We start from the raw sequence: 25,512 nt of genomic DNA, 5'->3' as shown, positions 1-25,512 counted from the left end.
TTCATTTTAACGGGAAAGGCAATATTTATTAGTTAATCAAGTAAAAATGGGTCGTCCCAGATTTCTTCCATAAATTCCATAAACTTATTACGTTCTTCATTACGGAAACCGCTTATTTCCATTCCTGATGAGCTAGAAAAGCGAACTTTAACATACACATCAGCAAATTTTTCTTCAATTCTCTCTGGTAGAACTTTGGCTAACCGTTCCATCATTTGAGCTTGTTCGGCTAATTTTTTACTGTCTCGCTCTTTAACAAAGCGAATATCAACTGTTCTCATAGTTATCCCCTTTTATGAACTGGTTTTAAATACAGTGTATAAAAACCTACGATAACTGTCAATAAACACAGTATTTTCATACAAAAAAATCCCCCTAAGAAGTTTTAGGGGGATTGTAAGCGGGGAGTTTAAACAAATTATTGTTGTTCGAGTTGGTGAATAATACTATGTGGATTAGAGAGTAGCCCTGTTTTGCTATAAATACCTAATTTTGAACGAGTATCGGTAATATCTAGATTCCGCATTGTGAGCTGACCAATACGGTCGGCAGGTGAGAATGGGGCATTTTCAACTTTTTCCATACTTAAACGTTCTGCTTCATAAGTGAGATTTGGTGATTCTGTATTGAGAATTGAAAAATCATTACCTCGGCGTAGTTCAAGGGTAACTGTTCCTGTAATCGCTTTTGCTACCCAGCGTTGTGCGGTTTCTCGCAACATTAAGGCCTGCGGATCGAACCAACGTCCTTGATAAAGCAATCTGCCTAAGCGTAATCCGTTAATGCGATATTGCTCGATGGTGTCTTCATTATGAATACCTGTTATGAGACGTTCGTAGCCAATGTGTAGTAGAGCCATTCCCGGTGCTTCATAAATTCCACGGCTTTTAGCTTCAATAATACGATTTTCAATTTGATCGCTCATTCCTAAGCCGTGTCGTCCGCCAATTTGATTTGCTTCTAATATTAAATCAACTAATGAATCAAACCGTTTGTGATTAAGTGCAACGGGAACTCCTTCTTCAAAGGTGATTGAAACAGTTTCAGGTTTGATCTCAAGAGATTGATCCCAAAAGGCAACGCCCATAATTGGCTTGACAATATTGATGCCTGTACTGAGTGATTCTAGATCTTTTGCTTCGTGAGTTGCACCTAGCATATTTGAATCGGTTGAATAGGCTTTTTCGACCGACATTTTATATTCAAAACCATTGGCGATAAGGAATTCTGACATTTCATAGCGACCGCCCAATTCGTCAATAAAGGCTTGATCTAACCACGGCTTGTAGATTTTTAGTTGTGGGTTCGTTAATAAACCGTAGCGGTAAAAGCGTTCAATATCATTTCCTTTAAAAGTTGAGCCATCGCCCCAAATATTGACATCATCTTCTTTCATCGCAGAAACTAACATTGTTCCTGTTACAGCACGCCCAAGAGGTGTTGTATTGAAATAGGGAATGCCTCCAGTTGAAATATGAAATGCACCACATTGAATAGCGACAACGCCTTCGTGGGCAAGTTGTGTTCGACAGTCAATTAAACGAGCATTTTCTGCCCCATATTCAAGGGCTTTTTTGGGAATAGCAGTATAATCATCTTCATCAGGTTGCCCTAAATTAGCAGTATAGGCGTAGGGTACAGCACCTTTTTGACGCATCCAAAGTAAAGCTGCACTGGTGTCTAATCCTCCTGAAAAAGCGATTCCAACTTTTTGTCCGATGGGAAGTGTTTCTAAAATTGTTGTTGACATAAGGTATTCCTGAAATTGAGTAGTTGAATTGAAATGATAAAAGAATAAACGAAAACAGTTATTTTTGAAAAGGATTGTAGTGAAATTTTTATAAATTTAAAGCCTAAATTCCTAGAGAATTAAGATATTACCCCTTAAAATAAGAAAATTTTGAATAAATATGGGCTAGAAATGGAAAAAATTCTTGTAGTTCGCAACGATAAAATTGGGGATTTTATGGTTGCGTGGCCAGCGTTTGCAATGTTAAGACAATCGCTCCCACAAACAAAAATTGTAGCGTTAGTGCCGACATATACTGCACCATTGGCAGAGATTTGTCCCTATATTGATGAAATTATTATAGATAGTGAGAACCGAGCAGATAAAGATGAAAATCAGCGTGTGTTACAAGCGGTAAGATCCGAGCATTTTTTTGCCATAATCAGTTTCGTATCTGATTGGTATAATGCTAAATTGGCGTGGCAAAGTGGGATTAGCTATCGGCTTGCACCAGCCACTAAGCTATTCCAATTTTTATATAATCATCGTTTGACGCAACGGCGTTCTCGTTCAGAAAAAGCGGAATCAGAATATAATTTAGATCTTGTTCGTCAGTTTTTGCGAGATAACCATATTCCGATTGTTGAGCCTAAAGCACCGTTTTTAGTTATTCCGCCAGAAATAAAAATAGAGCAAAAGCAAAAATTGGTAGAGCAATTAGGGCTTGAACTCACTAAAAAATGGGTGTTTGTACATAGTAGTACAGGTGGATCGGCAACAAATTTATCGTTAGCCCAATATGCAGATTTAATAAAAGGAATTTTGACAAATTTTGATTGTCAAGTCGTTTTAACCGCAGGGAAAAATGAAGAAGAACGGGCTAGAGAATTAGCGAAGTTAGTTGATGATAATAATGTGATTATCTATGATAAAAATCAGGGCTTAACTGATTTTAGCTATTCATTAGCGTGTGCCGATCTGTTTATTTCAGGTTCAACAGGACCATTACATATTTGTGGGGCATTGAATATCCCGACAGTCGGGTTTTACCCAAGCCGTCTATCTGCAATTCCTCGTCGTTGGAAACCCATTAACGAAGTCGATAAGCATATTGCTTTTTGTCCGCCAACGGGTAAAGCAACAGAAAAAAATCTCACGCTGATTTCGATTGAAAATGCGTTAGGTGAGATTATTCCTTTTATTGAGCGTATGTGGAGCAAAAATTAAGGCTTGCGTGTTCTGTTCCATAAATCGGCATATTTTACGAATGTAGAATGTGCCGATAAAATTGCTAAAAGAAAACCTTGTTTACCATCAAGAAAGCCTGCTTTGAGCAGATACATTTTACTAAAAGTTGCGATAGCGTGTGTTACACCTTGAAAGAGTGTGGCCGTTTTACCTGCATTGGCTCGTTGAATTGCCCATGCTTGAGCGTAACTGGCTGATTTGACTAAATAGTGATGAATATTTTTATAAGTGAAATGCTGTAAATCACCCGTTAATTTTTTCACTTTGGTATCTTTAGAATAGTGAACTTTCTCATGAACTAATTCATCGCCATAGTTTGCCAAATTAGTGGGGTATAATCGTACAACATAATCAGGATACCAGCCTGAGTGTCGTATTTCCCGCCCAAAGACTTCGCTTAATCGCCCAATTTTATAAACAGTGTTATTTTCGTTGGAACGAACCGCTTCTAAAATAGATGTTTTAAGTTCTGGGGTAACCCGTTCATCAGCATCTAGCCATAAAACATAGTCACTGGTTACATAGCGTTGTGCGAGTTGGCGTTGTTTCCCAAAACCTTGCCAATCAGTATTTTGATACCATTTTGCACCATAGCCTAAAGCAATCTGTTGTGTGTCATCTTGACTGCCACTATCTAGAATTATAATTTCATCGACCCAGTCTTTGACGCAATCTAAGCATTGAGCGAGATCTTGTGCTTCATTTTTAACAATCATTGCGACACTTAATGTTGGCATAGAAATTCCTTGGTTAGTTTCGGTAAATAAAGGCGATTAGAAATTGTAGAATAAAATAAGGGTTATTTTAGCATACTCAAATGTTACTTTAAAAATTTGCCTATTTATGCTATTTTCCACCGCAAATTTATTATTATTTTTTATTTAACGAAGGCAAATTGAATGTCGATTACATTAACAACCAAACAAAAACAATATCTTAAAAGTTTAGCGCATCATTTAAGCCCAGTAGTAATGCTTGGTGCAAATGGCTTAACGGAAGGTGTATTAGCGGAAATTGATGGGGCATTAACCCATCACGAACTTATCAAAGTAAAAATTGCTGGGGCAGATCGTGAAGTAAAACAGCTTATTATTGATGCGATTGTTCGTGAAACAAAGGCAACAGCAGTTCAAGCGATTGGCCATATTTTAGTGCTTTATCGCCCAAGCGATGATAAGAAAATTAGCTTACCAAAAGCCACTAAATCTATCTAAAATACGTTTTAAAATCCCCTTCTATTTAGAAGGGGAACTTTTATCTATGCAAATAATTTCTAATAAGTGAGCAGATTATGCTAAAAAAACTCTCTTTTTTCACGTTTTTAATGTTACTTGTGCCATTGATTACTTGGATTAGCCAGTGGAAATGGACAGTAGCAATGAATTATCATCTTTTTGATGGCGATTATTATTTATGGCTTTTAACTGAAACAGGCTCAACTCCTTATGCGTTAATTACCTGCGTACTTTTTATGCTTTGGATTATGTGGCTTACTCGTAAACGTTATTCGTGGCTATTAGTTGGCTTTATTTGTGCTACATCTGTGGTGGGGACACAAATTATCAAAGAAGGGGCAAAAGCTATCTTTAAAGAACCTCGACCATTTGTAACAGAAATGTTTCAAGGACAGACAGAACAATTTTATCAATTACCAAAAGCAATGCAGTATCAACAAGTTATGAAAAATATAACAGTTGATAATGCACCTATTATTGCACATCAAGCCGATGAATTAGGCTATTCTTTCCCGTCGGGGCATACTATTTTTGCCGTTTCTTGGTTATTAGTTTTTGCTGGTTTCTTATTTGGTTTGCGTGGACAAGCGGTTGTTTTCGCACAACTTTTTGCTATCCTGTGGGCTAGTTTAGTGTTAATCAGTCGTTTACGCTTAGGAATGCACTATCCGATTGATCTATTTGTTAGCTCGCTCATTGCGTGGGCGTTCCACCTTGTACTGTTTGGATGGGTTGTTCCGTATTTAGCAAATTGGGCGTTGTTTAACAAACGGAGAGCGTAATGAACTATTATTATGGCTTAGATATTGGTGGCACAAAAATTGAGTTGGCAGTATTTAACGATCGGCTCGAAAAATTATATAGTGAACGTGTACCTACGCCTCAAACCAGCTATGAGGCGTGGTTAGATACGATTGAAATGTTGGTGTGTAAGGCAGATACAAAATTTAACACTAAAGGTTATGTTGGGCTAGGCATACCTGGTTTTGTTAATCGAGAAACTGGCGTCGCTGAAATTAGTAATATCCGAGTCTCAGATGGCAAAACGATTATCCAGGATTTGAATGAGCGTTTAGGGCGAGAAATACGAGTAGAAAACGATGCAAATTGTTTTGCACTATCGGAGGCGTGGGATGAAAGCAACCAACAGTATCCAACGGTATTGGGCTTAATTCTTGGTACAGGTTTTGGTGGAGGAATTGTCTTTAATGGCAAAATTCATTCGGGTAAAATTGGAATGGCAGGCGAAGTGGGGCATATTCAGCTCAATTATCATGCATTGAAATTATTAGGTTGGGATAAAGCCCCAATTTACCCGTGTGGTTGTGGTAATCAAGCTTGTTTAGATACTTATCTTTCTGGCAGAGGTTTTGAGCTACTTTATCGGGATTTGGTTGGTGAAGAAATCGATGCAAAAACGATTATTACTCGGTTTTATCAAGGCGAGCCACAAGCAGTTAAATTTGTAGAACTTTTTGTTGAATTGATGGCAATTAGTATTGGTAATCTCATTACTATTTTTGATCCAGATATGATTGTTTTTGGTGGCGGTTTGTCAAATTTTGAGCATATTTATAAGGCTCTGCCTATGGCATTGCCAAAACATTTAATGAATTCAGCAAAAGTACCAGTAATTAAACAGGCAATTTATGGGGATTCAGGCGGTGTGCGTGGTGCAGCGGCGTTATTTTTGAACTAAATAAGTTTTAAACTAAATCAATGGGCGTTTGTCCATTTTTTATGGAGTTAAAATGATTAAAATTACCCCTATTTCGGCGTTAGCGGATAACTATATTTGGCTATTACAGCAAGGCACAAAGGCAATAATTTTTGATCCATCAGAAAGTGAGCCAGTGTTAGATTTTATTACCAAAAATCAGTTGGAACTCACCGCTTGTTTACTTACTCATAATCATTCCGATCATACGAATGGGGTAGAAGGGTTACGAGCAAAATTTCCTGAACTAACCGTAATTGGGCCGCAGGAAACAGCGGTATTTAATACCCAATGTGTTGAACCGAAACAACAATTTTATCTACTTGATTTACGCTTTGAGGTAATCAAAAGTGCAGGACATACCGCTGGGCATATTAGTTATTTAGTGGATAACCAATGGCTATTTTGTGGCGATTCTTTATTTTCTGGTGGTTGTGGACGGGTATTTACAGGCGATTATCAAGCCCAATATGAGGCTTTACAACAATTTAAACAGCTACCCGATGAAATTCAAGTTTTTCCTGCTCACGAATATACGCAAAGCAATCTCAAATTTGCTGCAACTGTAATACTAGATCAGCCGATATTATTGGCGTACCAAGCACGAGTGGATCTATTGCGTGAACAAGGGAAAGTAACACTTCCAACAACGATTGGATTAGAAAAGCAAGTAAATCCATTTATTCAAGCGGGCAGTTTATCGGAGTTTATTACATTACGTCAGCAGAAAGATATTTTTTAAAATCTACCGTAAACCATTTTTCTATTCTATTTCACTCTAGTTGCCATTATGGTATAGTTCATCTATTTTGCATTACGCATTATTAATTAAGTGAGAGCCTGTGAATTTTGATCCGAACAATATGCCTGAACACGTTGCGATAATTATGGACGGTAACGGTCGCTGGGCGAAACAGCAGGGAAAATTGCGTATATTTGGACACCAAAACGGTGTAAAAGCGGTGAGATCTGCAGTTAATTTTGCTGCAAAACATCACATTAAGGTTTTAACCTTGTATGCTTTTAGTAGTGAGAATTGGAATCGCCCAGAAGCAGAAGTTTCTGCATTAATGGCATTATTTATGAAAGCCTTAGATTCTGAAGTAAAAAAATTACATAAAAATAATATTCGCTTGAATATCATTGGCAATAAATCCCTTTTTAGTGATCGTTTGCAACAGAAGATTAAAGAATCAGAAATGCTTACGGCAAATAATACAGGACTGATATTAAATATCGCTGCAAATTATGGTGGTTATTGGGATATTGTGAATGCCGCCCAAACCCTTGCTAGGCAGGTAAAACAGAGCGAAATTACTGTAGAAGATATAGATCCTGAACGTTTTCAACAAGCATTAGCAACAGGTATGCAACCGCAGGTAGATCTGCTGATTCGAACGAGTGGCGAACAGCGGATCAGTAATTTTTTATTATGGCAAATTGCCTATGCAGAGCTATTTTTTAGCCCTGTTTTATGGCCTGAGTTTGATGAAAAAAGTTTTAGTGAAGCCATTGTTGCTTATCAACAACGTGATCGCCGTTTTGGTGGTTGTTAAAAAGGAAAATTAAATGCTTAAACAACGAATTTTATCTGCGGTTGTGATGATTGCCGTTACTTTGATTGCTTTATTCTGGCTTTCTCCCTTACCATTTACTTTAGCCTTAGCTGCAATTATTGTGTTAGGAATGTGGGAATGGGCGCAATTTGTCGGTTTTAAACGTCCGATAGCAAGAGTAATTGTTGCTCTAGTTACTTTAGCATTATTAATTTTTCCGATTATGGCGAGTACAGATTATATTCAATCTACCCGTTTTTTGACTGATGAAACTATTCCTTTACTATTTTTAGGCGGAGTTTGGTGGCTTATTGCGATTGTGTTGGTGGTGAGTTATCCAAAATCAGCCTCTATTTGGAGTAAATCAAGTTCAACGAAATTTATTTTTGGATTTTGTACATTAATTCCATTTTTTATTAGCACATTAGCCTTACGTTTCTATCACTATAATTTTGACCCTTATCAAGGGACTTATTTGTTGCTTTATGTGTTTTTATTGGTTTGGGGGGCAGATTCTGGTGCATTTTTTGTTGGAAGAACAATTGGCAAACATAAACTAGCACCGAAAGTTTCCCCTGGTAAATCGTGGGAAGGGGCAATTGGCGGAGTGATTACTTCAGCTCTTATTGCTGTTATCTTTTTAAGTGTAACGCCAGATAATGTGTTTGGTAGAACAGTTGAAACTGTGCCTTTTATTATTTTATCAATGGTGACTGTTATTATTTCTGCGTTGGGTGATCTCTCTGAAAGTATGTTTAAGCGTCAAGCAGGGATTAAAGATAGTAGTAATTTAATTCCTGGGCACGGTGGTATTCTTGATCGTATTGATAGTTTGACGGCGGCATTGCCAATATTTGCAATTGGATTCTTCTTTCTATTATAAGGGATATTGATGACTTCAATTTTAGCGTTTTTTCTGCTTATTTGCGTGCTAGTTTTTGTACACGAATATGGGCATTTTTGGGCAGCTCGCCGTTGTAATGTGAAGGTTATTCGCTTTTCAATTGGCTTTGGCAAGGTGCTATGGCAGAAAAAAGATAAGCAAGGTACAGAATTTGCCTTTTCCTTAATTCCATTAGGTGGATACGTGCAAATGTACAATGGCGAGACTGAATTTCAGTTTCCACCAGAGCAGTCACTTAATAATAAAACGGTATTACAGCGTGCTTTTATTGTTTTAGCTGGACCTATGGCAAATTTTTTATTTGCCATAGTGGCATATTGGGTTGTTTTTGTTGCAGGAATTTCAACGATTAAACCTGTTATAAGTTCCGTTATACCAAATACTATTGCAGCACAAGCAGGCTTTGAGCCTGAATTTCAAATTACTGAGGTATCAGGAAAAACAGTAAGGAATTGGGAAGAAGTTACGCTTGCCTTGATTGGTCATATTGGCGAAAAACAAGTTGAGATAGCAGGGCATTTAGTTGATAAAAATGTTATTCATTCACGCTTTGTAAATTTAGCTGGTTGGGATATTGATGCTAATCGAGAAAATCCGATTACAGCATTAGGCATTCGTCCTAAAATGTTTGAGATTGAACCTCAAGTTAAGCAAGTTGTTGAAGGATCACCCGCAGAAAAAGCGGGAATATTAGCTGATGATAAAATTATATCTATCAATTCAGAGCCTTTTGATTGGTATTTTTTACTGCAACAAGTGAAAAAAGGCGAATTTTTAGAATTAGTTGTTGAACGTTCTGGGGCGCAAAAAAGTTTTAACATTCAACCAGTAAAATCAGAAGACGGTAAACGTTATGTTATTGGTATCGTACCAAGCTATCAGCCGATGATGGATAAGTATCGAACCGAATTAAAGTATGATATGCTAACTGCTATTGGCAAGAGTCTCGAAAAAGTTGGCTCGTTAATTCACTCAATTTTACAATTTATCGGAAAATTATTAACGGGTGGACTTTCTTTAGATAATATGGGTGGCCCCATTTCAATGGCGAAAGGGGCTGGTGCAACTGCAGAAATTGGTTGGGTTTACTATATTGGGTTTATGGCACTCATTAGTGTCAATTTAGGAGTAATGAATTTATTTCCTATTTTACCCCTTGATGGCGGTTTGTTGCTTTTATTAGCTGGAGAAGCAATTTTAGGTAAGCCATTACCAGAAAAAATGCGTATGGTATTTCAGCAATTAGGCTTTGTTTTTATCGTTGGTTTAATGGCATTTGCCTTGCTAAATGATTTAATTCACTTTTAATCTGACGACAAGCGGTCAGATATTCCGAATAATTTGACAAATAGGATTATTTCAAATGAAAAAATTTTTACTTTCAACCTTATTGATTGCCAACGGTGTTGTGGCAGCCCCATTTGTGGTGAAAGATATCCGTATTGATGGTGTTCAAGCTGATGTTGGCTCAACAATTATTCCAACATTACCTGTGAAGGTTGGGCAAAAAGCAACTGATAATGATGTAGCAAATGTTGTTCGTCAGCTTTTCTTACAAAACCGCTTTGAAGATGTAAGAGCGGAGCGTGAAGGAAATACGCTAGTTATTAAAGTAAAAGAGTTGCCGATTATCAATAATGTTACGATTGAAGGTAATTCAGCTATTCCTAAAGATCCCCTTGAGCAGAATTTGAAGGCGAATTTAATTACGCGTGGCGAATTGTATGATGCTGCAAAATTAGAGGGGTTTAAACAAGGTCTCTTAGAGCATTATCGTTCTATTGGTCGCTATAATGCACAAATTGAAACTTCAGCAACACAAGCAGAAAATGGTAGTGTTAATATTAAATTAGCGATTAAAGAAAATGATGTTGCTTATGTGAAAAGTACTGATTTTGTAGGTAATCAAGTGTTTAGTTCGAAAGAATTAACAAAACAACTTGATATTCAACCAAATACTGCGTGGTGGAATATTTTCCAAAGTAGCCGTTTTGAACAACCAGTTTATAATCAAGATCAAGAGAATTTACGCAATTTTTATATGAATCGAGGTTACGCTAAATTTAATATTGAAGATGCAATAGTTAAATTTAGTGAGGATAAAAAAGATGTGGCGCTCACTTATAAATTGCACGAGGGCGAGCAGTATAATATTAGTGAGATCCGAATTGTAGGGAATACTGCTAGAATGGATACACAACTGAATGCCTTACTAAAAGACTTCAAACCGGGGCAACAATTCCGCCGTGATGATTTAGTTAAAATTGAAGAAGGTATTAAAGATGTGCTTGGAGACAGTGGATACGCTTCAGCTAAGGTAGATATTCACCCAATTTTTGATGATGCGAATAAAACTGTACGCATTAATTACGTTGTTGATGCAGGCTCAAGAATTTATGTGCGTAAAATCCGTTTTGAGGGGAATGATGTTACTGCAGATTCAACTTTACGCCGTGAAATGCGTCAACAAGAGGCTACTTGGTTATCAACCAGTTTAGCGAATTTAGGTAAGGCTCGTTTAGAACGTACGGGGTTCTTTGACACAGTCGAATTAACGTTTCCTCCAGTGCAAAATGTGTCTGATCAAGTTGATTTATTATATAAAATCAAAGAGCGTAATACAGGAAGTATCAACTTCGGGATTGGTTATGGCTCGGAGCAAGGCTTTAGCTATCAAGCAGGTATTAAACAAGATAACTTCTTGGGTATGGGATCATCAATTAGCTTAAATGGAACTCGTAATGACTATGGTAATACAATTAACTTAGGCTATACCGAACCTTATTTTACTAAAGATGGCGTAAGCCTTGGTGGGAATGTATTCTATGAAGATTACGATAACTCAAAAAGTGATACCGCTTCAAGCTATAAACGACGCACTTATGGATTAAATGGCACGTTAGGTTTCCCTGTTGATGAAAATAACTCTTATTATTTAGGATTGGGTTATGTGCATGATGTGATTAAAAATGCACAACGGGAATTTAACCGTGAGTTATATGTGAAATCAATGAATATTCCGATTGATCCAGCAACTAATTATTACAGTAAAATCAAAGCAGATGATTTTGATTTCTCTTTTGGTTGGAATTTTAATAGTTTAAACCGTGGATTTTTACCAACAGAAGGTTCATCTGCTAATATCGGTGGGCGTGTAACTATTCCTGGTTCAGATAATAAATATTATAAATTGAGTGCAGATTTTAGAAATTATCTCCCACTTAATCGTGAACATAAATGGATTATTTCAACCCGAGCTGGTGTTGCTTATGCAAATGGGTTTGGTGGAAAAGGTTTACCGTTCTATCAAAATTATACAGCAGGTGGCATCGGCTCTTTACGTGGTTTCTCTTATGGTGCTATTGGTCCAAAAGCAATTTATTTAAGGGACAATAAAGACGGAAGTAAAGAGTTCTTAGGTGCAAGTAATGATGTTGTTGGTGGTAACGCAATGGCAACGGCGAGCTTAGAATTGATTACACCAACCCCGTTTGTGAGCGAGAAACATCAAAACAATGTTAGAACGTCACTCTTTGTTGATGCAGCAACGGTTTGGAATACTAAGTGGAAAGCGAAACCTATATTAGATAATAAACAGTACGATTACTCATCTTTAGAGAATTTTAAAGATTACAAACGAGTACGTGCATCAGCGGGTGTGGCTTTCCAATGGAATTCACCAATTGGCCCATTATTATTCTCTTATGCTAAACCACTTAAAAAATATCAAGGTGATGAAATTGAACAATTCCAATTTAGTATTGGTGGTTCTTTCTAATCTAATTGATTAACTTATCTAAGCGGTGAGATAAGCAAAAAATTTGTCAATCTGACCGCTTGTAATTCACTAATTATTTATTAAAGGATATTCAATGAAAAATGTATTCAAATTAGCTGCGGTAGCTGCTGCATTTACATTCTCTGCAAACTTAGCTAATGCTGATGATAAAATTGCTTTTGCAGATCCGGGTTATTTATTACAAAACCACCCTGCAATGGTTGCAGCTGCTGAGAAAATTGAAAAAACTATGGCAGACGCTAGAGGTAAATTTGCTGATGAAGAAAAGAAATTATCAGCGGAAGATAAAGCATTAAATGATGAATATAAAAAAATTGAAACAGATGCGAAAAAATTACAGCAAGAGCAATCAAGCGTAGAAGCATCAATCAAGAAAAAAATCGCAGCATTAGAAAAAGATGCACCGAGGCTTCGCTCAAAAGAGATCCAAGCACGTCAAACAGCTATTCAAAATGAGCAAAAAGCATTCCAAGGAAAAGTAGCAGCAATTCAAAAACGTGAAGCGGCATTTAAGAAGAAAGCTGAAACGTTCCAGAAAAAAGTAGCTGAGTTGCAAGCAAAAATGCAAAAAGCAGCACAAGCTGAAAATGCAGTAGATACCGTTGAAATTCAGAAAAAAGCAGTTGATGATATTAATGCAGCAATTAAAACCGTTGCAGATTCAAAAGGTTATACCATTGTATTACCTGCTGCGGCACTTTATGTGAAGGATGAAAATGCAAATATTACAGAAGCGATCTTAGCAGAAGTAAAAGCAAAACAGCCTACGGTAGAAACTAAACCAGCAAATGAAAAAGCTGCGGATACGCCAAAAATAGAAGATGCAGCGAAATCTGCAACGACAGAGCAAAAATAATAATGAACTCTTTCCGTCTAAAACAATTAGCGGAGCAAATCGGCGGTACTCTGCGGGGTAACGCCGATTTAGTTATTTCAAGTATCGCTCCGTTAGAGAAAGCTGAAAGTGAGCAGATCACTTTTATCTCAAATGCAAAATATCGCTCACAATTAGCCGCTTGTAAAGCAGGAGCAGTTATTGTAAGTGAGTCAGATGTCGAATTTTGTCGTGCAGATCAAAATTTGATTATTACATCTAATCCTTATTTAGCCTATGCATTATTATCACAGTATATGGATACAACCCCAAAGCCTGCTGAAAATATTGCTCCAACGGCGGTTATTTCACCTGATGCGGTAATTGGGCAAAATGTATCTATTGGACCAAATGCTGTGATCGAAAGCGGTGTGGAACTTGCCGATGATGTCATCATTGGTGCAGGCTGTTTCATTGGAAAGAATAGCAAAATTGGGGCGAGGACTAAAATTTGGGCAAATGTAGCTATTTACCATAATGTTCAAATAGGTATGGATTGTTTAATTCAGTCTTCAGCTGTTATTGGCAGTGATGGCTTTGGTTATGCAAATGATAAAGGGCAGTGGATTAAGATCCCACAAACAGGTGGCGTAATTATTGGAAATCGGGTTGAAATTGGCGCTTGTACTTGTATTGATAGAGGTGCACTTGATCCAACCGTTATTGAAGATAATGTGATTATTGATAACCTTTGCCAAATTGCTCACAATGTTCATATCGGTTTTGGTACAGCTGTAGCAGGTGGTGTGATTATGGCAGGGAGTTTGAAAATTGGACGATTCTGTCAAATCGGTGGGGCAAGTGTCATTAATGGTCATATGGAAATTTGTGATGGAGCTATCATTACTGGAATGGGAATGGTAATGCGTCCAATTACGGAGAAAGGGATTTATTCATCGGGTATTCCACTCCAAACAAATAAAGAATGGCGTAAAACAGCCACATTGACAATGAATATTGATAAGATCAATGAGCGTTTAAAAGCCGTTGAAAAACAGTTAAAAAGTTAAATTATAGTTGATTGAAGAGGGACTTACTGTGTCAGAACTTAGTGAAGTAAGCAAAATAGTTGAGATTGAAGAAATTATGCGTTTATTGCCACATCGTTATCCATTTTTAATGGTTGATCGTGTGCTGGATTTTGAAGAAGGGAAATGGCTTACTGCTATCAAAAATGTGAGTGTCAATGAACCTTGCTTTACAGGACACTTTCCTGAAAAACCGATTTTCCCTGGCGTTTTAATTTTAGAATCATTAGCACAGGCAATGGGCATTTTAGCATTTAAAACTCAGGAATTAGAAAAAGGTTCACTTTTCTATTTTGCGGGTATTGATAATGCTCGTTTTAAAAAACCAGTTGTACCGGGTGATCAAATGGAGTTGCGTGTTGAAGTTCTAAAGGAAGTGCGAGGTGTTACACGTTTTACTGGTATTGCATCAGTAGATGGTAAGGTGGTATGTGAAGCGGAGCTGATGTGTGCCCGTAAATAATCTTATTTATAAGGAAAATTACTATGCAACTTATTGATCCTTCAGCAAAAATTAGCCCACTTGCAGTGATTGAAGAGGGAGTTATTGTTGGTAAAAATGTTGAGATAGGTCCGTTTTGTGTGATCGGTAAAGGTGTTAAAATTGGGGCTGGCACAAAAATTCATTCTCATGTTGTGATCCAAGGTGATACTGAAATTGGGGAAGATAATCAGATTTTCCAATTTGCAAGTATTGGTGAAATTAACCAAGATCTTAAATACCGTGGTGAGCCAACTAAAACGATTATTGGTGATCGAAATCGTATTCGTGAAAGTGTTACTATTCACCGTGGAACAGTACAAGGCGGGGGAATAACTAAAATTGGCAATGATAATTTATTTATGATTAATTGTCATATCGCTCACGATTGTTCTATTGGTAATCATTGTATTATTGCAAATAATGGTACGCTTGCAGGGCATGTTACGTTAGATGATTTTGTGATTGTAGGTGGAATGTCAGCTATTCACCAATTTGTTGTTATTGGTTCTCACGTTATGTTAGGCGGTGGTTCAATGGTGAGTCAAGATGTTCCGCCTTATGTTGTAGCACAAGGTAATCACGCACAGCCATTTGGGGTTAATTTAGAAGGGTTAAAACGCCGAGGTTTTGAAAAAGCCACAATGCACGCTATTCGTAATGTATATAAACTTATTTACCGCAGTGGCAAAACATTGGAAGAGGCGATTGTTGAAATTGAGCAGTACGCTAAAACAGAAGCAGCAATTAGCCTGTTTTTAGATTTCTTCAAGCGTTCTACTCGGGGTATTATCCGTTAGAATAAGAAACAATAATTACATTAGTTACGTTGAACAAGCGGTTAGTTTTCTCCTAAAATTTACATTTGTAAAATAGGAGAAGATCTGACCGCTTGCGTTTATAAAATTCCAGAAAGGAGGAAGAATTGTCGATAGGCTTCTACTTTTTTAGAAAAACTGAGTGGGTAAGCTCTTGACGTTGATGGTAAACGATACAGTTTGAGTTGAAAATTATTGTAGTGATAGTCAATCCATTCATTAGTTTTGGGCGCTTTCGTTTTAGTAGGGAGCATATTTAGCAGAATATCCGTTGCTTTTCCACCTGTGGTAAATAGCCATTGGCAATTTGGGATTTGTGGTAATATAGTATTCAAATTAACTGCTTCTACAACCTTTAAATATTTATCAGACGCATTGTTATGTTCTCTAATGGCTTTATTTACCGTAGGGCAAAGAGCAATGCCTTTCTGTTGTATAAATTGTGATATTTTTGCAGAGTCGAACTGCTTTTCATCTTTTATTTGGAAATGTAGTGGATTACTGAAAAAAATTTCACCATAGATTCGCCACATATCATTTTGGAAATTAGGATAATAAAAATTCATACATCGTTTTTCTGCAGCAGGCGGGAAAGTTCCCATCATCATTACGGTTGTATTCGGTGGGAGTAAGGGGGGAAATGGGTGCTCTTCGATAAATTCAGACATACAATAAAGTAAGCGATAAAATAAAGCCGTATTTTACACTGAAAATACGGCTTTTATATAGGCTAAACGTTAAATTACGTTATATTTAAAGAGCTTTTAAAATATCATCAACACGTTCTTTTGCATCACCAAATAGCATTTGTGTATTTTCTTTAAAGAACAGTGGATTTTGTACCCCTGCATAGCCTACTGCCATTGAGCGTTTAAAGACAATTACATTGTCAGCATTCCAAACTTCTAACACAGGCATTCCCGCAATAGGACTATTAGGATCGTCCATTGCGGCTGGATTGACGGTATCATTTGCACCGATAACTAGCACTACATCAGTATTGGAAAAATCATCATTGATTTCGTCCATTTCTAGCACAATGTCATAAGGCACTTTTGCTTCAGCGAGGAGTACATTCATATGCCCAGGTAAGCGACCAGCTACGGGGTGAATACCAAAACGTACATTGATCCCACGTTCACGCAATTTTTGTGTGATTTCTGCCACAGGATATTGAGCTTGAGCAACCGCCATTCCGTAGCCTGGAGTGATAATAACTGAGCTGGCATTTTTTAACATTTCAGCGACTTCTTCTGCCGTTGTTTCTCGGTGTTCACCTTGTTCTGTTTCACTGCTCACAACCACATCATTACCAAATCCACCTGCAATTACGCTGATAAATGAGCGGTTCATTGCTTTACACATAATGTAAGAGAGGATTGCACCTGATGAACCAACTAATGCCCCTGTTACGATGAGTAGGTCATTATTGAGCATAAAACCAGCCGCCGCTGCCGCCCAACCTGAATAAGAATTTAGCATTGAAACTACTACGGGCATATCAGCTCCACCAATTGAGGCAACTAAATGCCAGCCAAAAGCAAGAGCAATTATCGTCATCACTAATACGGGGAAGATATTGTCTGGATGATTGATAAAAACAATCATCAATAACGCTGAAATAATAATAGCAATTAAATTTAATTTATGACGGTGAGGTAGCATTAAGGCTTTGGAATTTATTTTACCACTGAGTTTTCCAAAGGCAACAATAGACCCCGTGAAGGTTACTGCACCAATAAAGATCCCTAAAAAGACTTCAACATTGTGAATTGTTTGTAAAGTTGTATTATCAATGTGATGTAATCCATAGCTGTTAAAACCAACGAGAACTGCAGCAAGCCCGACAAAACTATGCAAAATTGCAACAAGCTCTGGCATTTCTGTCATCTCTACTTTGAGTGCTTTACGAACGCCAATAAATCCGCCAATTGCCATTGCAATTAAGATCCAAATTGTTCCTTGTGATTCAGGGCCAAAAATGGTGGTAATAAGAGCGATGGTCATACCAGAAATACCGTACCAACACCCAGCTTTTGCAGTTTCATGTTTGGATAATCCTGCCAAACTCATAATAAATAGAAGGGCTGCAATAATGTATGCAGCTTGTACTAAACCTAAAGACATTTTTTACTCCTTAACCTTTTCTGAACATAGCAAGCATACGTTGAGTAACTTTAAAGCCACCGAAAATATTGATACTCGCCACTAAAATTGCAATGAAAGCAAGTAGGCTGATAAATAAGCCTCCCTGAGCAATTTGTAGTAATGCACCGACAATAATAATACCAGAAATAGCGTTAGTTACTGCCATAAGTGGGGTATGCAGAGCGTGGCTTACATTCCAAACAACATAATAGCCAACAACACACGAGAGTACAAATACCGTGAAATGAGATAAAAATTCAGATGGAGCAACAGACATAATAAGTAAGAATAGTAAGCCAATCGTTGCCATTACGCCGTATTTAATACGAGGATCAGCAATTTTTTCTTCTTTTTTAACCGCTTGCGTTGCTTTTATCGTTTGTTGTGGCTGAGCCGATACTTGAATTGGTGGGGCTGGGAAGGTGATTTCCCCTTGGCGAATGACGGTAACGCCACGCAATACCACATCATCAAAATTAATATCAATGTTGCCGTCTTTCTCTTTGGTAAGAAGTTTAAGAAGATTTACTAAATTTGTGCCGTAAAGTTGAGAGGATTGGGCAGGTAAACGGCTTGGTAAGTCAGTATAACCGATAATTTTTACTTGATTATCGGTAATAACAACTTCTCCCGCTTTAGTTAGCTCACAATTACCTCCTGTGGCGGCAGCAAGATCAACAATGACTGAGCCAGGCTTCATTGACTCAACCATTTCTTTAGTAATAAGTCGAGGGGCTGGCTTTCCAGGAATGAGAGCGGTTGTAATAATAATATCAACATCTTTTGCTTGTTCAGCGTATAACGCTAAAGCACGTTTGTTGAATTCTTCAGACATTACTTTGGCATAGCCATCACCACTTCCGCCTTCTTCTTTGAAATCGATTTCTAAAAATTCAGCACCCATACTTTGTACTTGTTCTTTTACTTCTGGACGAGAGTCAAAAGATCGTACAATCGCACCTAAGCTATTTGCTGCTCCAATTGCAGCTAACCCCGCAACGCCTGCACCGATTACAAGGACTTTAGCTGGAGGAACTTTACCCGCAGCAGTAATTTGTCCTGTAAAAAAGCGGCCAAATTCGTGGGCTGCTTCAACAACCGCACGATACCCCGCAATGTTTGCCATTGAGCTAAGAGCATCAAGAGATTGAGCCCGTGAAATACGGGGAACACAATCCATTGCAAGTACGTTAATATTTTTTGCCGATAATTTTTCCATTAACGTTGGATTTTGTGCAGGCCAAACAAAGCTAATTAAGGTAGCCCCTTCTTTTAATAGCGTAATTTCATCATCAGTTGGGGGATTGACTTTGAATATAATATCAGCATTCCAAACCGCTTGTTGATTACCAATAGTTGCTCCAGCCTGAGCATAAGCAGTATCTTCAAAGCTAGCGTTAAACCCTGCATTATGTTCAACAATAACATCGAAACCTAATTTAAGAATTTGCTCAACAGTCTTGGGCGTTGCCGCCACTCTACTTTCGTTAGCGAGCAGTTCTTTAGGAATACCAATTAGCATAAAGACTCCTTTAAAATAGTATGATAATAAAATATGGGAAAAGAAAATATTTCTTGTTACATATAGTTATAACTTTATCATTTATTGTTATTTATGGGAAAAGAATTTCTAATGATGAGCAAGATTATTATTTATGAGAAGTAATTTGACAAAATTTATTGTCAATTCACCGCTTAACCTTGATTTATTGAAATAAATCTTTGTTGTTTCAGGCTTTTTTGCTATATTTACGCACAATTTTCTCAGTTATCACTGAACATGTCATAAAGACATTATTGAATTTTATTTTTCTTACGGATTTTAGCTATGTTTAAAAAATTTCTAGGGCTTTTTTCAAATGATCTTTCTATTGATCTCGGTACAGCAAATACGCTTATTTATGTAAAAGGGCAAGGTATTGTGCTTGATGAACCTTCGGTAGTTGCTGTTCGTCAAGATCGTATGGGGACATCAAAAAGTATTGCCGCAGTTGGAATTAACGCCAAATCGATGTTAGGGCGTACGCCAAAAAGTATTACAGCAATTCGCCCAATGAAAGATGGTGTGATTGCTGATTTCCATGTGACAGAAAAAATGTTGCAACATTTTATTAAGCAGGTACATAGTAATAATTTTATGCGTCCTAGCCCTCGAGTACTCATTTGTGTACCAGCAGGTGCTACCCAAGTAGAACGTAAAGCGATTAAAGAGTCTGCAATGCGAGCAGGAGCTAGAGAGGTTCACTTAATTGAAGAACCGATGGCAGCTGCGATTGGGGCAGGACTACCTGTTGCTGAGGCTGCTGGTTCAATGGTAATTGATATTGGTGGTGGCACAACGGAAGTGGCTGTATTATCACTGAATGGCATTGTGCATTCGTCATCAGTACGGATTGGTGGTGATAAATTTGATGAAGCGATTATTGCTTATGTTCGCCGTCATTACGGTTCAGCGATTGGTGAAACAACGGCAGAACGTATTAAACAAGAAATTGCCACGGCTTATCTGCAAAATGAAGATGAAATACGAACAATGGAAGTACATGGACATAACCTTGCAGAAGGTGCACCAAGAACTTTCACATTAACGTCTAAAGAAGTATTGGAAGCAATTGAACAGCCGTTAACTGGCATTGTTGAAGCGGTAAAAGCGGTATTAGAACAATGCCCACCTGAATTAGCCGCAGATATTTTTGAACGAGGAATGGTATTAACAGGCGGCGGTGCTTTAATGCAAAACCTTGATGTATTACTTTCAAATGCAACAGGGGTACCTGTGATTGTTGCAGAAGACCCACTTACTTGTGTTGCTCGTGGTGGTGGTAAGGCACTTGATATGATTGATATGCACGGTGGTGATGTATTTAGTGATGATATTTAATTATCATATAATTTATTGAGATAGCTTGAAATGGACAATCTGAATTAGAGTTGTCCATTTTACTTTTTCATTAATCTCTTTTTTCAGCTAGTTTCCAGATAAAAAATGAAACCAATTTTTGCTAAAGTCCCTTCCCTTGGTGTCCGTCTTTTTGCAGCAATGACACTTTCTATTGCCTGCATCTTTTTAGATGGGCGAAGCTCTGCAATGTTACAAGTGCGTAATGTACTTGAGACAGCGGTCAGTGGCTTATACTATTTTGCAAATACACCGAGAGTCGTGTTAGATGGTGTCAGTAATAATTTTATTGATAGCCAAAAATTGAAAATCGAAAATCAAGCATTACGCCAGCAATTACGTGAACAAAGTGCAGATTTATTACTGCTTAATCAGTTAAAAGTGGAAAATCAGCGTTTACGCTTATTACTTAGCTCACCCTTAAGACAAGATGAATATAAAAAAGTAGCGGAAGTGCTTACTGCAGAAATGGATGCATATCGCCAACAAATTGTAATCAATCAAGGAAAAGCTGATGGTGCTTTTGTTGGCCAGCCTGTTATTGATGAGCGAGGGGTCGTTGGGCAAGTTATTTCAGTGGGTGAAAATAGTAGCCGAGTGTTAATGCTAACAGATGTGACTCATGCTATTCCTGTACAAGTATTACGCAATGATGTTCGAGGTATTGCAAGTGGGACAGGGCATAATGAAGAATTAATTTTAGATCATCTTCCTCGTACTGTAGATATTGCAAAAGGTGATGTTTTGGTTACCTCTGGGTTAGGGGGGAATTTCCCTGAAGGTTATCCGGTTGCTGTGGTTGAAACAGTTGTGAATAATGGGGCGAGCCATTTTGCTCGAGCAACTGCACGTCCACTTGCTTCATTAGAACGTTTGCGTTATTTATTACTATTGTGGCCAACGGGGGAAGACTCTCGTAAAACGCAGAAAATCTCTCCACAAGATGTTCGTAATGTGGTAGAAGAGCGTCGTCAAAGTTTAAACCGATTAGACCGCTTGAAATCAATTAAAAAAGTAAAAATAAATGAAGAACAAGAAAAGCAGCCACCAGTAGAAGCGGTTGATGAAATACCAGAAACTGAAAATCAAATGGGAGTAGAGCAGTGAAACAAAATACCATTTTTCAATTTCTTATATTAGTGCTGATTTTTATTGTTGCATTTGTATTAGAAATTATGCCTTGGCCCGCAGGTTTTCAAGCATTACGCCCAGCTTGGGTTGTATTAGTACTTATTTATTGGGCGTTAGCGTTACCGAGCAAAATTAGTGTTGGCACAGCATTTGTTGCAGGGATTGTTTGGGATGTTATTTTAGGGTCAATTTTAGGGGTGCACGCCTTAGTTTTATCTATTGCAATTTACTTTGTAGCAAAACATCATCTAATTTTACGCAATCTATCACTTTGGTTACAAGGAATATTGGTTGTTTTTTATGTTAGCTTAATTCGTTTCTCAATTTTCTTCGTTGAATTGATCTTACACGGTGCTGAATTCAATTCACAAGAACTTTTTGGAGCATTAATTAGCGGTATTTTATGGCCTTGGGTCTTTTTATTAATGCGTCATATTCGCCGAGGTTTACAACTACGTTAATGAGCACATTTTCTTTTGATTTTTCAACCGATTTTCGACCGCTTTCTGCCAAAATGCGTCCACGGCACTTAGATGAATATATTGGGCAATCTCATCTTATTGGTATTGGAAAGCCCTTACGCCGTGCAATAGAATCAGGGCATAGCCATTCAATGATTCTTTGGGGGCCCCCTGGCACAGGTAAAACAACTTTAGCAGAAATTATTGCCTCAGAATTAGAGGCAGAAGTTGAGCGGCTTTCTGCGGTAACTAGTGGAATAAAAGAGATCAGAGAAGCGATTGAACGGGCAAAAATAAATTACCAAACAGGGAGACGAACTCTACTTTTTGTTGATGAAGCTCACCGTTTTAATAAAAGCCAGCAAGATGCGTTTTTACCCTATATTGAAGACGGGACAATTATTTTTGTTGGAGCGACAACAGAAAATCCTTCATTTGAATTAAATAACGCTTTGCTTTCACGCACTCGAATTTATATTCTCAAGCCTTTACAAGCGGTCGATATCATAAAAGTTTTGCAAAATGCTTTAACAGATAAAACACGGGGTTTAGGCAATGAAACGATTATTTTACAAGATGATGTATTAGCTCTATTAGCCGATTATGTGAATGGCGATGCTCGTTTTGCCTTAAACTGTTTAGAACTGATGTCAGATATGGCAGAGCTCCTTCCCGAAGGAAAAGTATTTAATCGACAGCTTTTAACAGAAGTGCTAGGTGAACGGCAAGCTCGCTTTGATAAAGGGGGCGATCGCTATTATGATCTTATTTCGGCATTGCATAAATCTGTGCGAGGATCATCTCCTGATGGAGCATTATATTGGTATGCTCGAATTTTAACGGCAGGGGGAGACCCATTATATGTTGCAAGACGATTATTGGCGATTGCTTCTGAAGATGTGGGGAATGCAGATCCTAGAGGTATGCAAATTGCCTTATCTGCGTGGGATTGTTATACCCGAGTTGGGGCGGCTGAAGGGGAAAGAGCGATTGCCCAAGCGATTGTTTATCTTGCCGTTGCGCCGAAAAGTAATGCAGTTTATACAGCGTTTAATATGGCAAAAGAGCTAGTAAAAGAAGCAAAAGATTATGATGTGCCAGAGCATTTACGCAATGCCCCAACGAAATTGATGGAATCATTAGGGTATGGTAAAGAGTATCGTTATGCACATAATGAACTGAATGCTTATGCTGCTGGGGAAAATTATTTTCCACCAGAGTTGAAAGATACACAATTTTATTTCCCAACGGAGAGGGGAATGGAAAAACAGATTAAAGAAAAATTAGCGTGGTTAAAAGAACAAGATCAAGCCAGTGATTTGAAACGATATTCATAATTTGACTTATCATTGATAAATGTAACAAACGGTGTCTATCAATAATCTATTTAAATAAACCGATGTAAATCAGTGAGTAATCAGAAAACAGGGTTTTACGCACAGTAATTTATGACATTAAAGAATAAAATTGAGCAGACATTTAGCCCAACAGGTACATTGAGCCAAAATATTCGTGGTTTTTTGCCACGTCAAGCTCAAATTGAAATGGCACAAGCGGTTGGTCGAGCCGTAAAATTTTCCAAAAGTGCCGTTGTTGAAGCGGGGACTGGGACGGGGAAGACATTTGCTTATCTTGTGCCTGCACTGCTTTCGGGGAAAAAAACAATTATTTCTACTGGATCTAAAAACCTACAAGATCAGCTTTTTAGCCGAGATCTGCCAACAATTCAAAAGGCTTTAAAATATAAGGGAAATGTTGCATTATTGAAAGGGCGAGCCAATTATCTCTGTTTAGAACGATTAGATAAACTGATTGCATTGGGGGTTTTAGGCGATAAATCGGTGTTGTCAGATTTGGGTAAGGTGCGTAAATGGCAGACATCAACAGCAAGCGGTGATTTAAGCGAATGTATTACGATTGCAGAAGATAGCCCACTTCTTCCGCAGTTAGTGAGTACCACTGAAAACTGTTTAGGAGTAGATTGCCCAAGTTACAAGGAATGCTATGTGGTTCAGGCTCGTAGGCGAGCAATGGAGGCTGATCTTGTTGTGGTTAATCACCATTTATTTTGTGCGGATATGGCCGTAAAAGAAAGTGGTTTTGGTGAATTGATCCCTGAAGCAGAGCTGGTTATTTTTGATGAAGCTCATCAGCTTCCTGATATTGCAAGCCAATATTTTGGGCAGTCGCTAACCTCTCGCCAGTTATTTGATCTTAGTAAAGACTGTACACTTGTTTACCGTTCAGAACTTAAAGATCTCGCTCAATTAGGCAAAGCGGCAGATTTATTGCAAAAAGTTGTACAAGATTTTCGTTTACTCTTAGGTGAAAATTCACAGCGAGGTAATTTGCGTGAATTATTTCAAAATATAAATGTTGTAGAAGGCTTGCAGAAACTGAATGAAACGCTTGATTTCCTAAAAGACGTGATTAAAAAATCCCTTGGGCGATCGGAAACATTAGATAAAATTTTTGAACGAGTCACAGAAATTAAAGACTTGCTAAAAAAATTAAGTGATACGACTGTTGTTGGATTTTGCTACTGGTTTGAAGCAAATGGGCGTTCTTTTGGCTTACATATAACCCCATTAACTGTTGCTGATAAATTTGGGGAGCAACTCAAACATCAGCAAATCGGTTGGGTTTTTACTTCAGCAACATTGGAAGTAAATGGAAAGTTTGATCATTTTTGCCAACGGCTTGGTATTGAAAATGCAGAACAGATGGTGCTACAAAGTCCTTTTGATTATCAAAAGCAGTCTTTACTTTGCGTTCCTCGTTATTTACCTGATAGCAATCGGGCATATACGGTTACCGAGTTAGGAAAGCGCCTTCAGCCCGTAATTGAAGCGAATAAAGGGCGTTGTTTTCTTCTCTGCACCTCTTATTTTATGATGCGTGGATTAGCAGATTTTTTACGAGAACATAGCTCGCTAAGTGTTCTCTTACAAGGTGAAACGAGCAAGACTCGCTTACTTGAAAAATTTGTATCTGAACCGAATAGTGTGTTAGTTGCTACTCAAAGTTTTTGGGAAGGAATTGATGTAAGAGGAGATAAGCTATCGCTAGTCATTATTGATAAGCTCCCTTTCGCAGCGCCAGATGATCCACTATTAAAAGCGAGAATGGAAGATTGTCGTTTACAAGGCGGCGATCCTTTTAATGACATTCAAATCCCTGAAGCCGTGATTACTTTAAAACAAGGCGTTGGGCGGTTAATTCGTGATGTAACGGATAGAGGTGTGGTTATTATTTGTGATTCTCGTTTAGTGATGAGAAATTATGGTGCAACATTTTTGAAAAGCCTTCCCCCTTCATCTCGAACGAGAGACTTAAATAAAGTGATGAATTTTTTACAAACAAGCGGTTAGATTAGTATAAATTTTTGCAAAAATATTTGTTATTTAACCGCTTGTTATTGTCTGATATCTAACTTAGATAAATTTTGAATAGTGGCAATTATCTTTAAAATTGCCAATCTTAC

At 37.8% G+C, this 25,512-nt stretch carries 24 protein-coding genes; 18 read left to right on the top strand and 6 right to left on the bottom strand.

The window, feature by feature from the left end:
• Window positions 1-32: 32 nt before the first annotated feature.
• Complete coding sequence (locus tag A6B43_RS01055) at window positions 33-281, bottom strand: DinI-like family protein (protein WP_124210746.1); 249 nt, start codon at window positions 279-281, stop codon at window positions 33-35.
• A 137-nt stretch (window positions 282-418) separates the two neighbouring features.
• Window positions 419-1,750 carry an argininosuccinate synthase gene (gene argG / locus A6B43_RS01050; RefSeq protein ID WP_124210745.1) on the bottom strand — a complete coding sequence of 444 codons (1,332 nt, stop codon included), beginning with the start codon at window positions 1,748-1,750 and terminating at the stop codon, window positions 419-421.
• Between the two features lie 171 nt (window positions 1,751-1,921).
• Between argG and A6B43_RS01045 the strand changes: the two genes are divergently transcribed.
• On the top strand, window positions 1,922-2,956 hold the full coding sequence (locus A6B43_RS01045; protein ID WP_124210744.1) for a glycosyltransferase family 9 protein: 1,035 nt from the start codon (window positions 1,922-1,924) through the stop codon (window positions 2,954-2,956).
• Here A6B43_RS01045 and A6B43_RS01040 read toward each other — a convergent pair.
• Window positions 2,953-3,714 carry a glycosyltransferase family 2 protein gene (locus A6B43_RS01040; protein WP_124210743.1) on the bottom strand — a complete coding sequence of 254 codons (762 nt, stop codon included), beginning with the start codon at window positions 3,712-3,714 and terminating at the stop codon, window positions 2,953-2,955. The two genes, A6B43_RS01045 and A6B43_RS01040, sit on opposite strands and share 4 nt — an antisense overlap.
• A gap of 162 nt (window positions 3,715-3,876) precedes the next feature.
• On the opposite strand from A6B43_RS01040, the gene yhbY reads away from it, so the two are divergent.
• The 12 genes from yhbY to lpxA all read left to right on the top strand — a co-directional run bounded on the left by yhbY (window position 3,877) and on the right by lpxA (window position 15,371).
• Complete coding sequence (gene yhbY, locus A6B43_RS01035) at window positions 3,877-4,191, top strand: ribosome assembly RNA-binding protein YhbY (RefSeq protein WP_124210742.1); 315 nt, start codon at window positions 3,877-3,879, stop codon at window positions 4,189-4,191.
• A 77-nt stretch (window positions 4,192-4,268) separates the two neighbouring features.
• Entirely contained in the window at window positions 4,269-4,994 is a 726-nt protein-coding gene (locus tag A6B43_RS01030) for a phosphatase PAP2 family protein (RefSeq protein WP_124210741.1), read from the top strand.
• Entirely contained in the window at window positions 4,994-5,911 is a 918-nt protein-coding gene (nagK, locus tag A6B43_RS01025; protein WP_124210740.1) for an N-acetylglucosamine kinase, read from the top strand. The genes A6B43_RS01030 and nagK overlap by 1 nt, the downstream gene beginning before the upstream one ends.
• Before the next feature lie 52 nt (window positions 5,912-5,963).
• Window positions 5,964-6,671, top strand: coding sequence for a hydroxyacylglutathione hydrolase (gene gloB, locus A6B43_RS01020; RefSeq protein ID WP_124210739.1), 708 nt, complete (start codon window positions 5,964-5,966; stop codon window positions 6,669-6,671).
• Between the two features lie 100 nt (window positions 6,672-6,771).
• Complete coding sequence (uppS, locus tag A6B43_RS01015; protein WP_257792855.1) at window positions 6,772-7,485, top strand: polyprenyl diphosphate synthase; 714 nt, start codon at window positions 6,772-6,774, stop codon at window positions 7,483-7,485.
• Window positions 7,486-7,498: 13 nt separating this feature from the next.
• Window positions 7,499-8,368: a phosphatidate cytidylyltransferase gene (locus A6B43_RS01010; RefSeq protein ID WP_124210738.1), complete on the top strand. Its 870-nt coding sequence runs from the start codon at window positions 7,499-7,501 to the stop codon at window positions 8,366-8,368.
• Window positions 8,369-8,377: 9 nt separating this feature from the next.
• The gene (rseP, locus tag A6B43_RS01005; RefSeq protein ID WP_124210737.1) at window positions 8,378-9,697 is read left to right on the top strand and encodes an RIP metalloprotease RseP; all 1,320 of its coding nucleotides are present in this window, start codon (window positions 8,378-8,380) and stop codon (window positions 9,695-9,697) included.
• A 55-nt stretch (window positions 9,698-9,752) separates the two neighbouring features.
• A complete protein-coding gene (gene bamA / locus A6B43_RS01000) occupies window positions 9,753-12,167 on the top strand; it encodes an outer membrane protein assembly factor BamA (protein WP_124210736.1) in 2,415 nt (804 codons plus the stop codon).
• 94 nt (window positions 12,168-12,261) lie between these two features.
• Window positions 12,262-13,044, top strand: coding sequence for an OmpH/Skp family outer membrane protein (locus A6B43_RS00995; RefSeq protein WP_124210735.1), 783 nt, complete (start codon window positions 12,262-12,264; stop codon window positions 13,042-13,044).
• Window positions 13,045-13,046: 2 nt separating this feature from the next.
• Window positions 13,047-14,072, top strand: coding sequence for a UDP-3-O-(3-hydroxymyristoyl)glucosamine N-acyltransferase (gene lpxD, locus A6B43_RS00990; protein WP_124210734.1), 1,026 nt, complete (start codon window positions 13,047-13,049; stop codon window positions 14,070-14,072).
• Window positions 14,073-14,100: 28 nt separating this feature from the next.
• Window positions 14,101-14,553: a 3-hydroxyacyl-ACP dehydratase FabZ gene (fabZ, locus tag A6B43_RS00985; RefSeq protein WP_124210733.1), complete on the top strand. Its 453-nt coding sequence runs from the start codon at window positions 14,101-14,103 to the stop codon at window positions 14,551-14,553.
• A 23-nt stretch (window positions 14,554-14,576) separates the two neighbouring features.
• A complete protein-coding gene (gene lpxA / locus A6B43_RS00980; RefSeq protein ID WP_124210732.1) occupies window positions 14,577-15,371 on the top strand; it encodes an acyl-ACP--UDP-N-acetylglucosamine O-acyltransferase in 795 nt (264 codons plus the stop codon).
• Between the two features lie 98 nt (window positions 15,372-15,469).
• Here the strand turns inward: lpxA and A6B43_RS00975 are convergent, their stop codons facing one another.
• The 3 genes from A6B43_RS00975 to pntA form a co-directional block, all read right to left on the bottom strand.
• Window positions 15,470-16,057 (bottom strand): DNA glycosylase, encoded by a 588-nt coding sequence (locus tag A6B43_RS00975; RefSeq protein ID WP_124210731.1) that lies wholly within the window; start codon window positions 16,055-16,057, stop codon window positions 15,470-15,472.
• 85 nt (window positions 16,058-16,142) lie between these two features.
• Complete coding sequence (gene pntB / locus A6B43_RS00970; protein ID WP_124210730.1) at window positions 16,143-17,516, bottom strand: Re/Si-specific NAD(P)(+) transhydrogenase subunit beta; 1,374 nt, start codon at window positions 17,514-17,516, stop codon at window positions 16,143-16,145.
• 10 nt (window positions 17,517-17,526) lie between these two features.
• Entirely contained in the window at window positions 17,527-19,059 is a 1,533-nt protein-coding gene (pntA, locus tag A6B43_RS00965; protein ID WP_124210729.1) for a Re/Si-specific NAD(P)(+) transhydrogenase subunit alpha, read from the bottom strand.
• Window positions 19,060-19,365: 306 nt separating this feature from the next.
• On the opposite strand from pntA, the gene A6B43_RS00960 reads away from it, so the two are divergent.
• The 5 genes from A6B43_RS00960 to A6B43_RS00940 all read left to right on the top strand — a co-directional run bounded on the left by A6B43_RS00960 (window position 19,366) and on the right by A6B43_RS00940 (window position 25,399).
• Window positions 19,366-20,418, top strand: a complete 1,053-nt coding sequence (locus tag A6B43_RS00960) for a rod shape-determining protein (RefSeq protein WP_124210728.1) — start codon at window positions 19,366-19,368, stop codon at window positions 20,416-20,418.
• Between the two features lie 105 nt (window positions 20,419-20,523).
• Window positions 20,524-21,543: a rod shape-determining protein MreC gene (gene mreC / locus A6B43_RS00955; RefSeq protein ID WP_124210727.1), complete on the top strand. Its 1,020-nt coding sequence runs from the start codon at window positions 20,524-20,526 to the stop codon at window positions 21,541-21,543.
• Window positions 21,540-22,028 carry a rod shape-determining protein MreD gene (gene mreD, locus A6B43_RS00950; RefSeq protein ID WP_124210726.1) on the top strand — a complete coding sequence of 163 codons (489 nt, stop codon included), beginning with the start codon at window positions 21,540-21,542 and terminating at the stop codon, window positions 22,026-22,028. The genes mreC and mreD overlap by 4 nt, the downstream gene beginning before the upstream one ends.
• Entirely contained in the window at window positions 22,028-23,365 is a 1,338-nt protein-coding gene (locus A6B43_RS00945; protein ID WP_124210725.1) for a replication-associated recombination protein A, read from the top strand. The genes mreD and A6B43_RS00945 overlap by 1 nt, the downstream gene beginning before the upstream one ends.
• 111 nt (window positions 23,366-23,476) lie before the next feature.
• Entirely contained in the window at window positions 23,477-25,399 is a 1,923-nt protein-coding gene (locus A6B43_RS00940; protein ID WP_124210724.1) for an ATP-dependent DNA helicase, read from the top strand.
• Window positions 25,400-25,512: the final 113 nt, after the last annotated feature.

The sequence above is a fragment of the Vespertiliibacter pulmonis genome, from assembly GCF_013377275.1.
In the GTDB taxonomy this organism is placed as follows: Bacteria; Pseudomonadota; Gammaproteobacteria; order Enterobacterales; family Pasteurellaceae; genus Vespertiliibacter; species Vespertiliibacter pulmonis.
Note: the sequence above shows the minus strand (reverse complement) of the source record. Positions and strands in the feature narration are given on the sequence as shown.

What these genes read in the sequence shown, in the direction of transcription:
- A6B43_RS00945 (WP_124210725.1), top strand. Translation starts at nt 22,028, where the DNA reads ATGAGCACATTTTCTTTTGATTTTTCAACCGATTTTCGACCGCTTTCT.
- gloB (WP_124210739.1), top strand. Translation starts at nt 5,964, where the DNA reads ATGATTAAAATTACCCCTATTTCGGCGTTAGCGGATAACTATATTTGG.
- A6B43_RS00940 (WP_124210724.1), top strand. Translation starts at nt 23,477, where the DNA reads ATGACATTAAAGAATAAAATTGAGCAGACATTTAGCCCAACAGGTACA.
- A6B43_RS00995 (WP_124210735.1), top strand. Translation starts at nt 12,262, where the DNA reads ATGAAAAATGTATTCAAATTAGCTGCGGTAGCTGCTGCATTTACATTC.
- A6B43_RS01055 (WP_124210746.1), bottom strand. Translation starts at nt 281, where the DNA reads ATGAGAACAGTTGATATTCGCTTTGTTAAAGAGCGAGACAGTAAAAAA.
- rseP (WP_124210737.1), top strand. Translation starts at nt 8,378, where the DNA reads ATGACTTCAATTTTAGCGTTTTTTCTGCTTATTTGCGTGCTAGTTTTT.
- A6B43_RS00960 (WP_124210728.1), top strand. Translation starts at nt 19,366, where the DNA reads ATGTTTAAAAAATTTCTAGGGCTTTTTTCAAATGATCTTTCTATTGAT.
- nagK (WP_124210740.1), top strand. Translation starts at nt 4,994, where the DNA reads ATGAACTATTATTATGGCTTAGATATTGGTGGCACAAAAATTGAGTTG.
- pntA (WP_124210729.1), bottom strand. Translation starts at nt 19,059, where the DNA reads ATGCTAATTGGTATTCCTAAAGAACTGCTCGCTAACGAAAGTAGAGTG.
- A6B43_RS01030 (WP_124210741.1), top strand. Translation starts at nt 4,269, where the DNA reads ATGCTAAAAAAACTCTCTTTTTTCACGTTTTTAATGTTACTTGTGCCA.
- A6B43_RS01045 (WP_124210744.1), top strand. Translation starts at nt 1,922, where the DNA reads ATGGAAAAAATTCTTGTAGTTCGCAACGATAAAATTGGGGATTTTATG.
- pntB (WP_124210730.1), bottom strand. Translation starts at nt 17,516, where the DNA reads ATGTCTTTAGGTTTAGTACAAGCTGCATACATTATTGCAGCCCTTCTA.
- A6B43_RS01040 (WP_124210743.1), bottom strand. Translation starts at nt 3,714, where the DNA reads ATGCCAACATTAAGTGTCGCAATGATTGTTAAAAATGAAGCACAAGAT.
- bamA (WP_124210736.1), top strand. Translation starts at nt 9,753, where the DNA reads ATGAAAAAATTTTTACTTTCAACCTTATTGATTGCCAACGGTGTTGTG.
- A6B43_RS00975 (WP_124210731.1), bottom strand. Translation starts at nt 16,057, where the DNA reads ATGTCTGAATTTATCGAAGAGCACCCATTTCCCCCCTTACTCCCACCG.
- yhbY (WP_124210742.1), top strand. Translation starts at nt 3,877, where the DNA reads ATGTCGATTACATTAACAACCAAACAAAAACAATATCTTAAAAGTTTA.
- A6B43_RS01010 (WP_124210738.1), top strand. Translation starts at nt 7,499, where the DNA reads ATGCTTAAACAACGAATTTTATCTGCGGTTGTGATGATTGCCGTTACT.
- lpxD (WP_124210734.1), top strand. Translation starts at nt 13,047, where the DNA reads ATGAACTCTTTCCGTCTAAAACAATTAGCGGAGCAAATCGGCGGTACT.
- lpxA (WP_124210732.1), top strand. Translation starts at nt 14,577, where the DNA reads ATGCAACTTATTGATCCTTCAGCAAAAATTAGCCCACTTGCAGTGATT.
- mreC (WP_124210727.1), top strand. Translation starts at nt 20,524, where the DNA reads ATGAAACCAATTTTTGCTAAAGTCCCTTCCCTTGGTGTCCGTCTTTTT.
- argG (WP_124210745.1), bottom strand. Translation starts at nt 1,750, where the DNA reads ATGTCAACAACAATTTTAGAAACACTTCCCATCGGACAAAAAGTTGGA.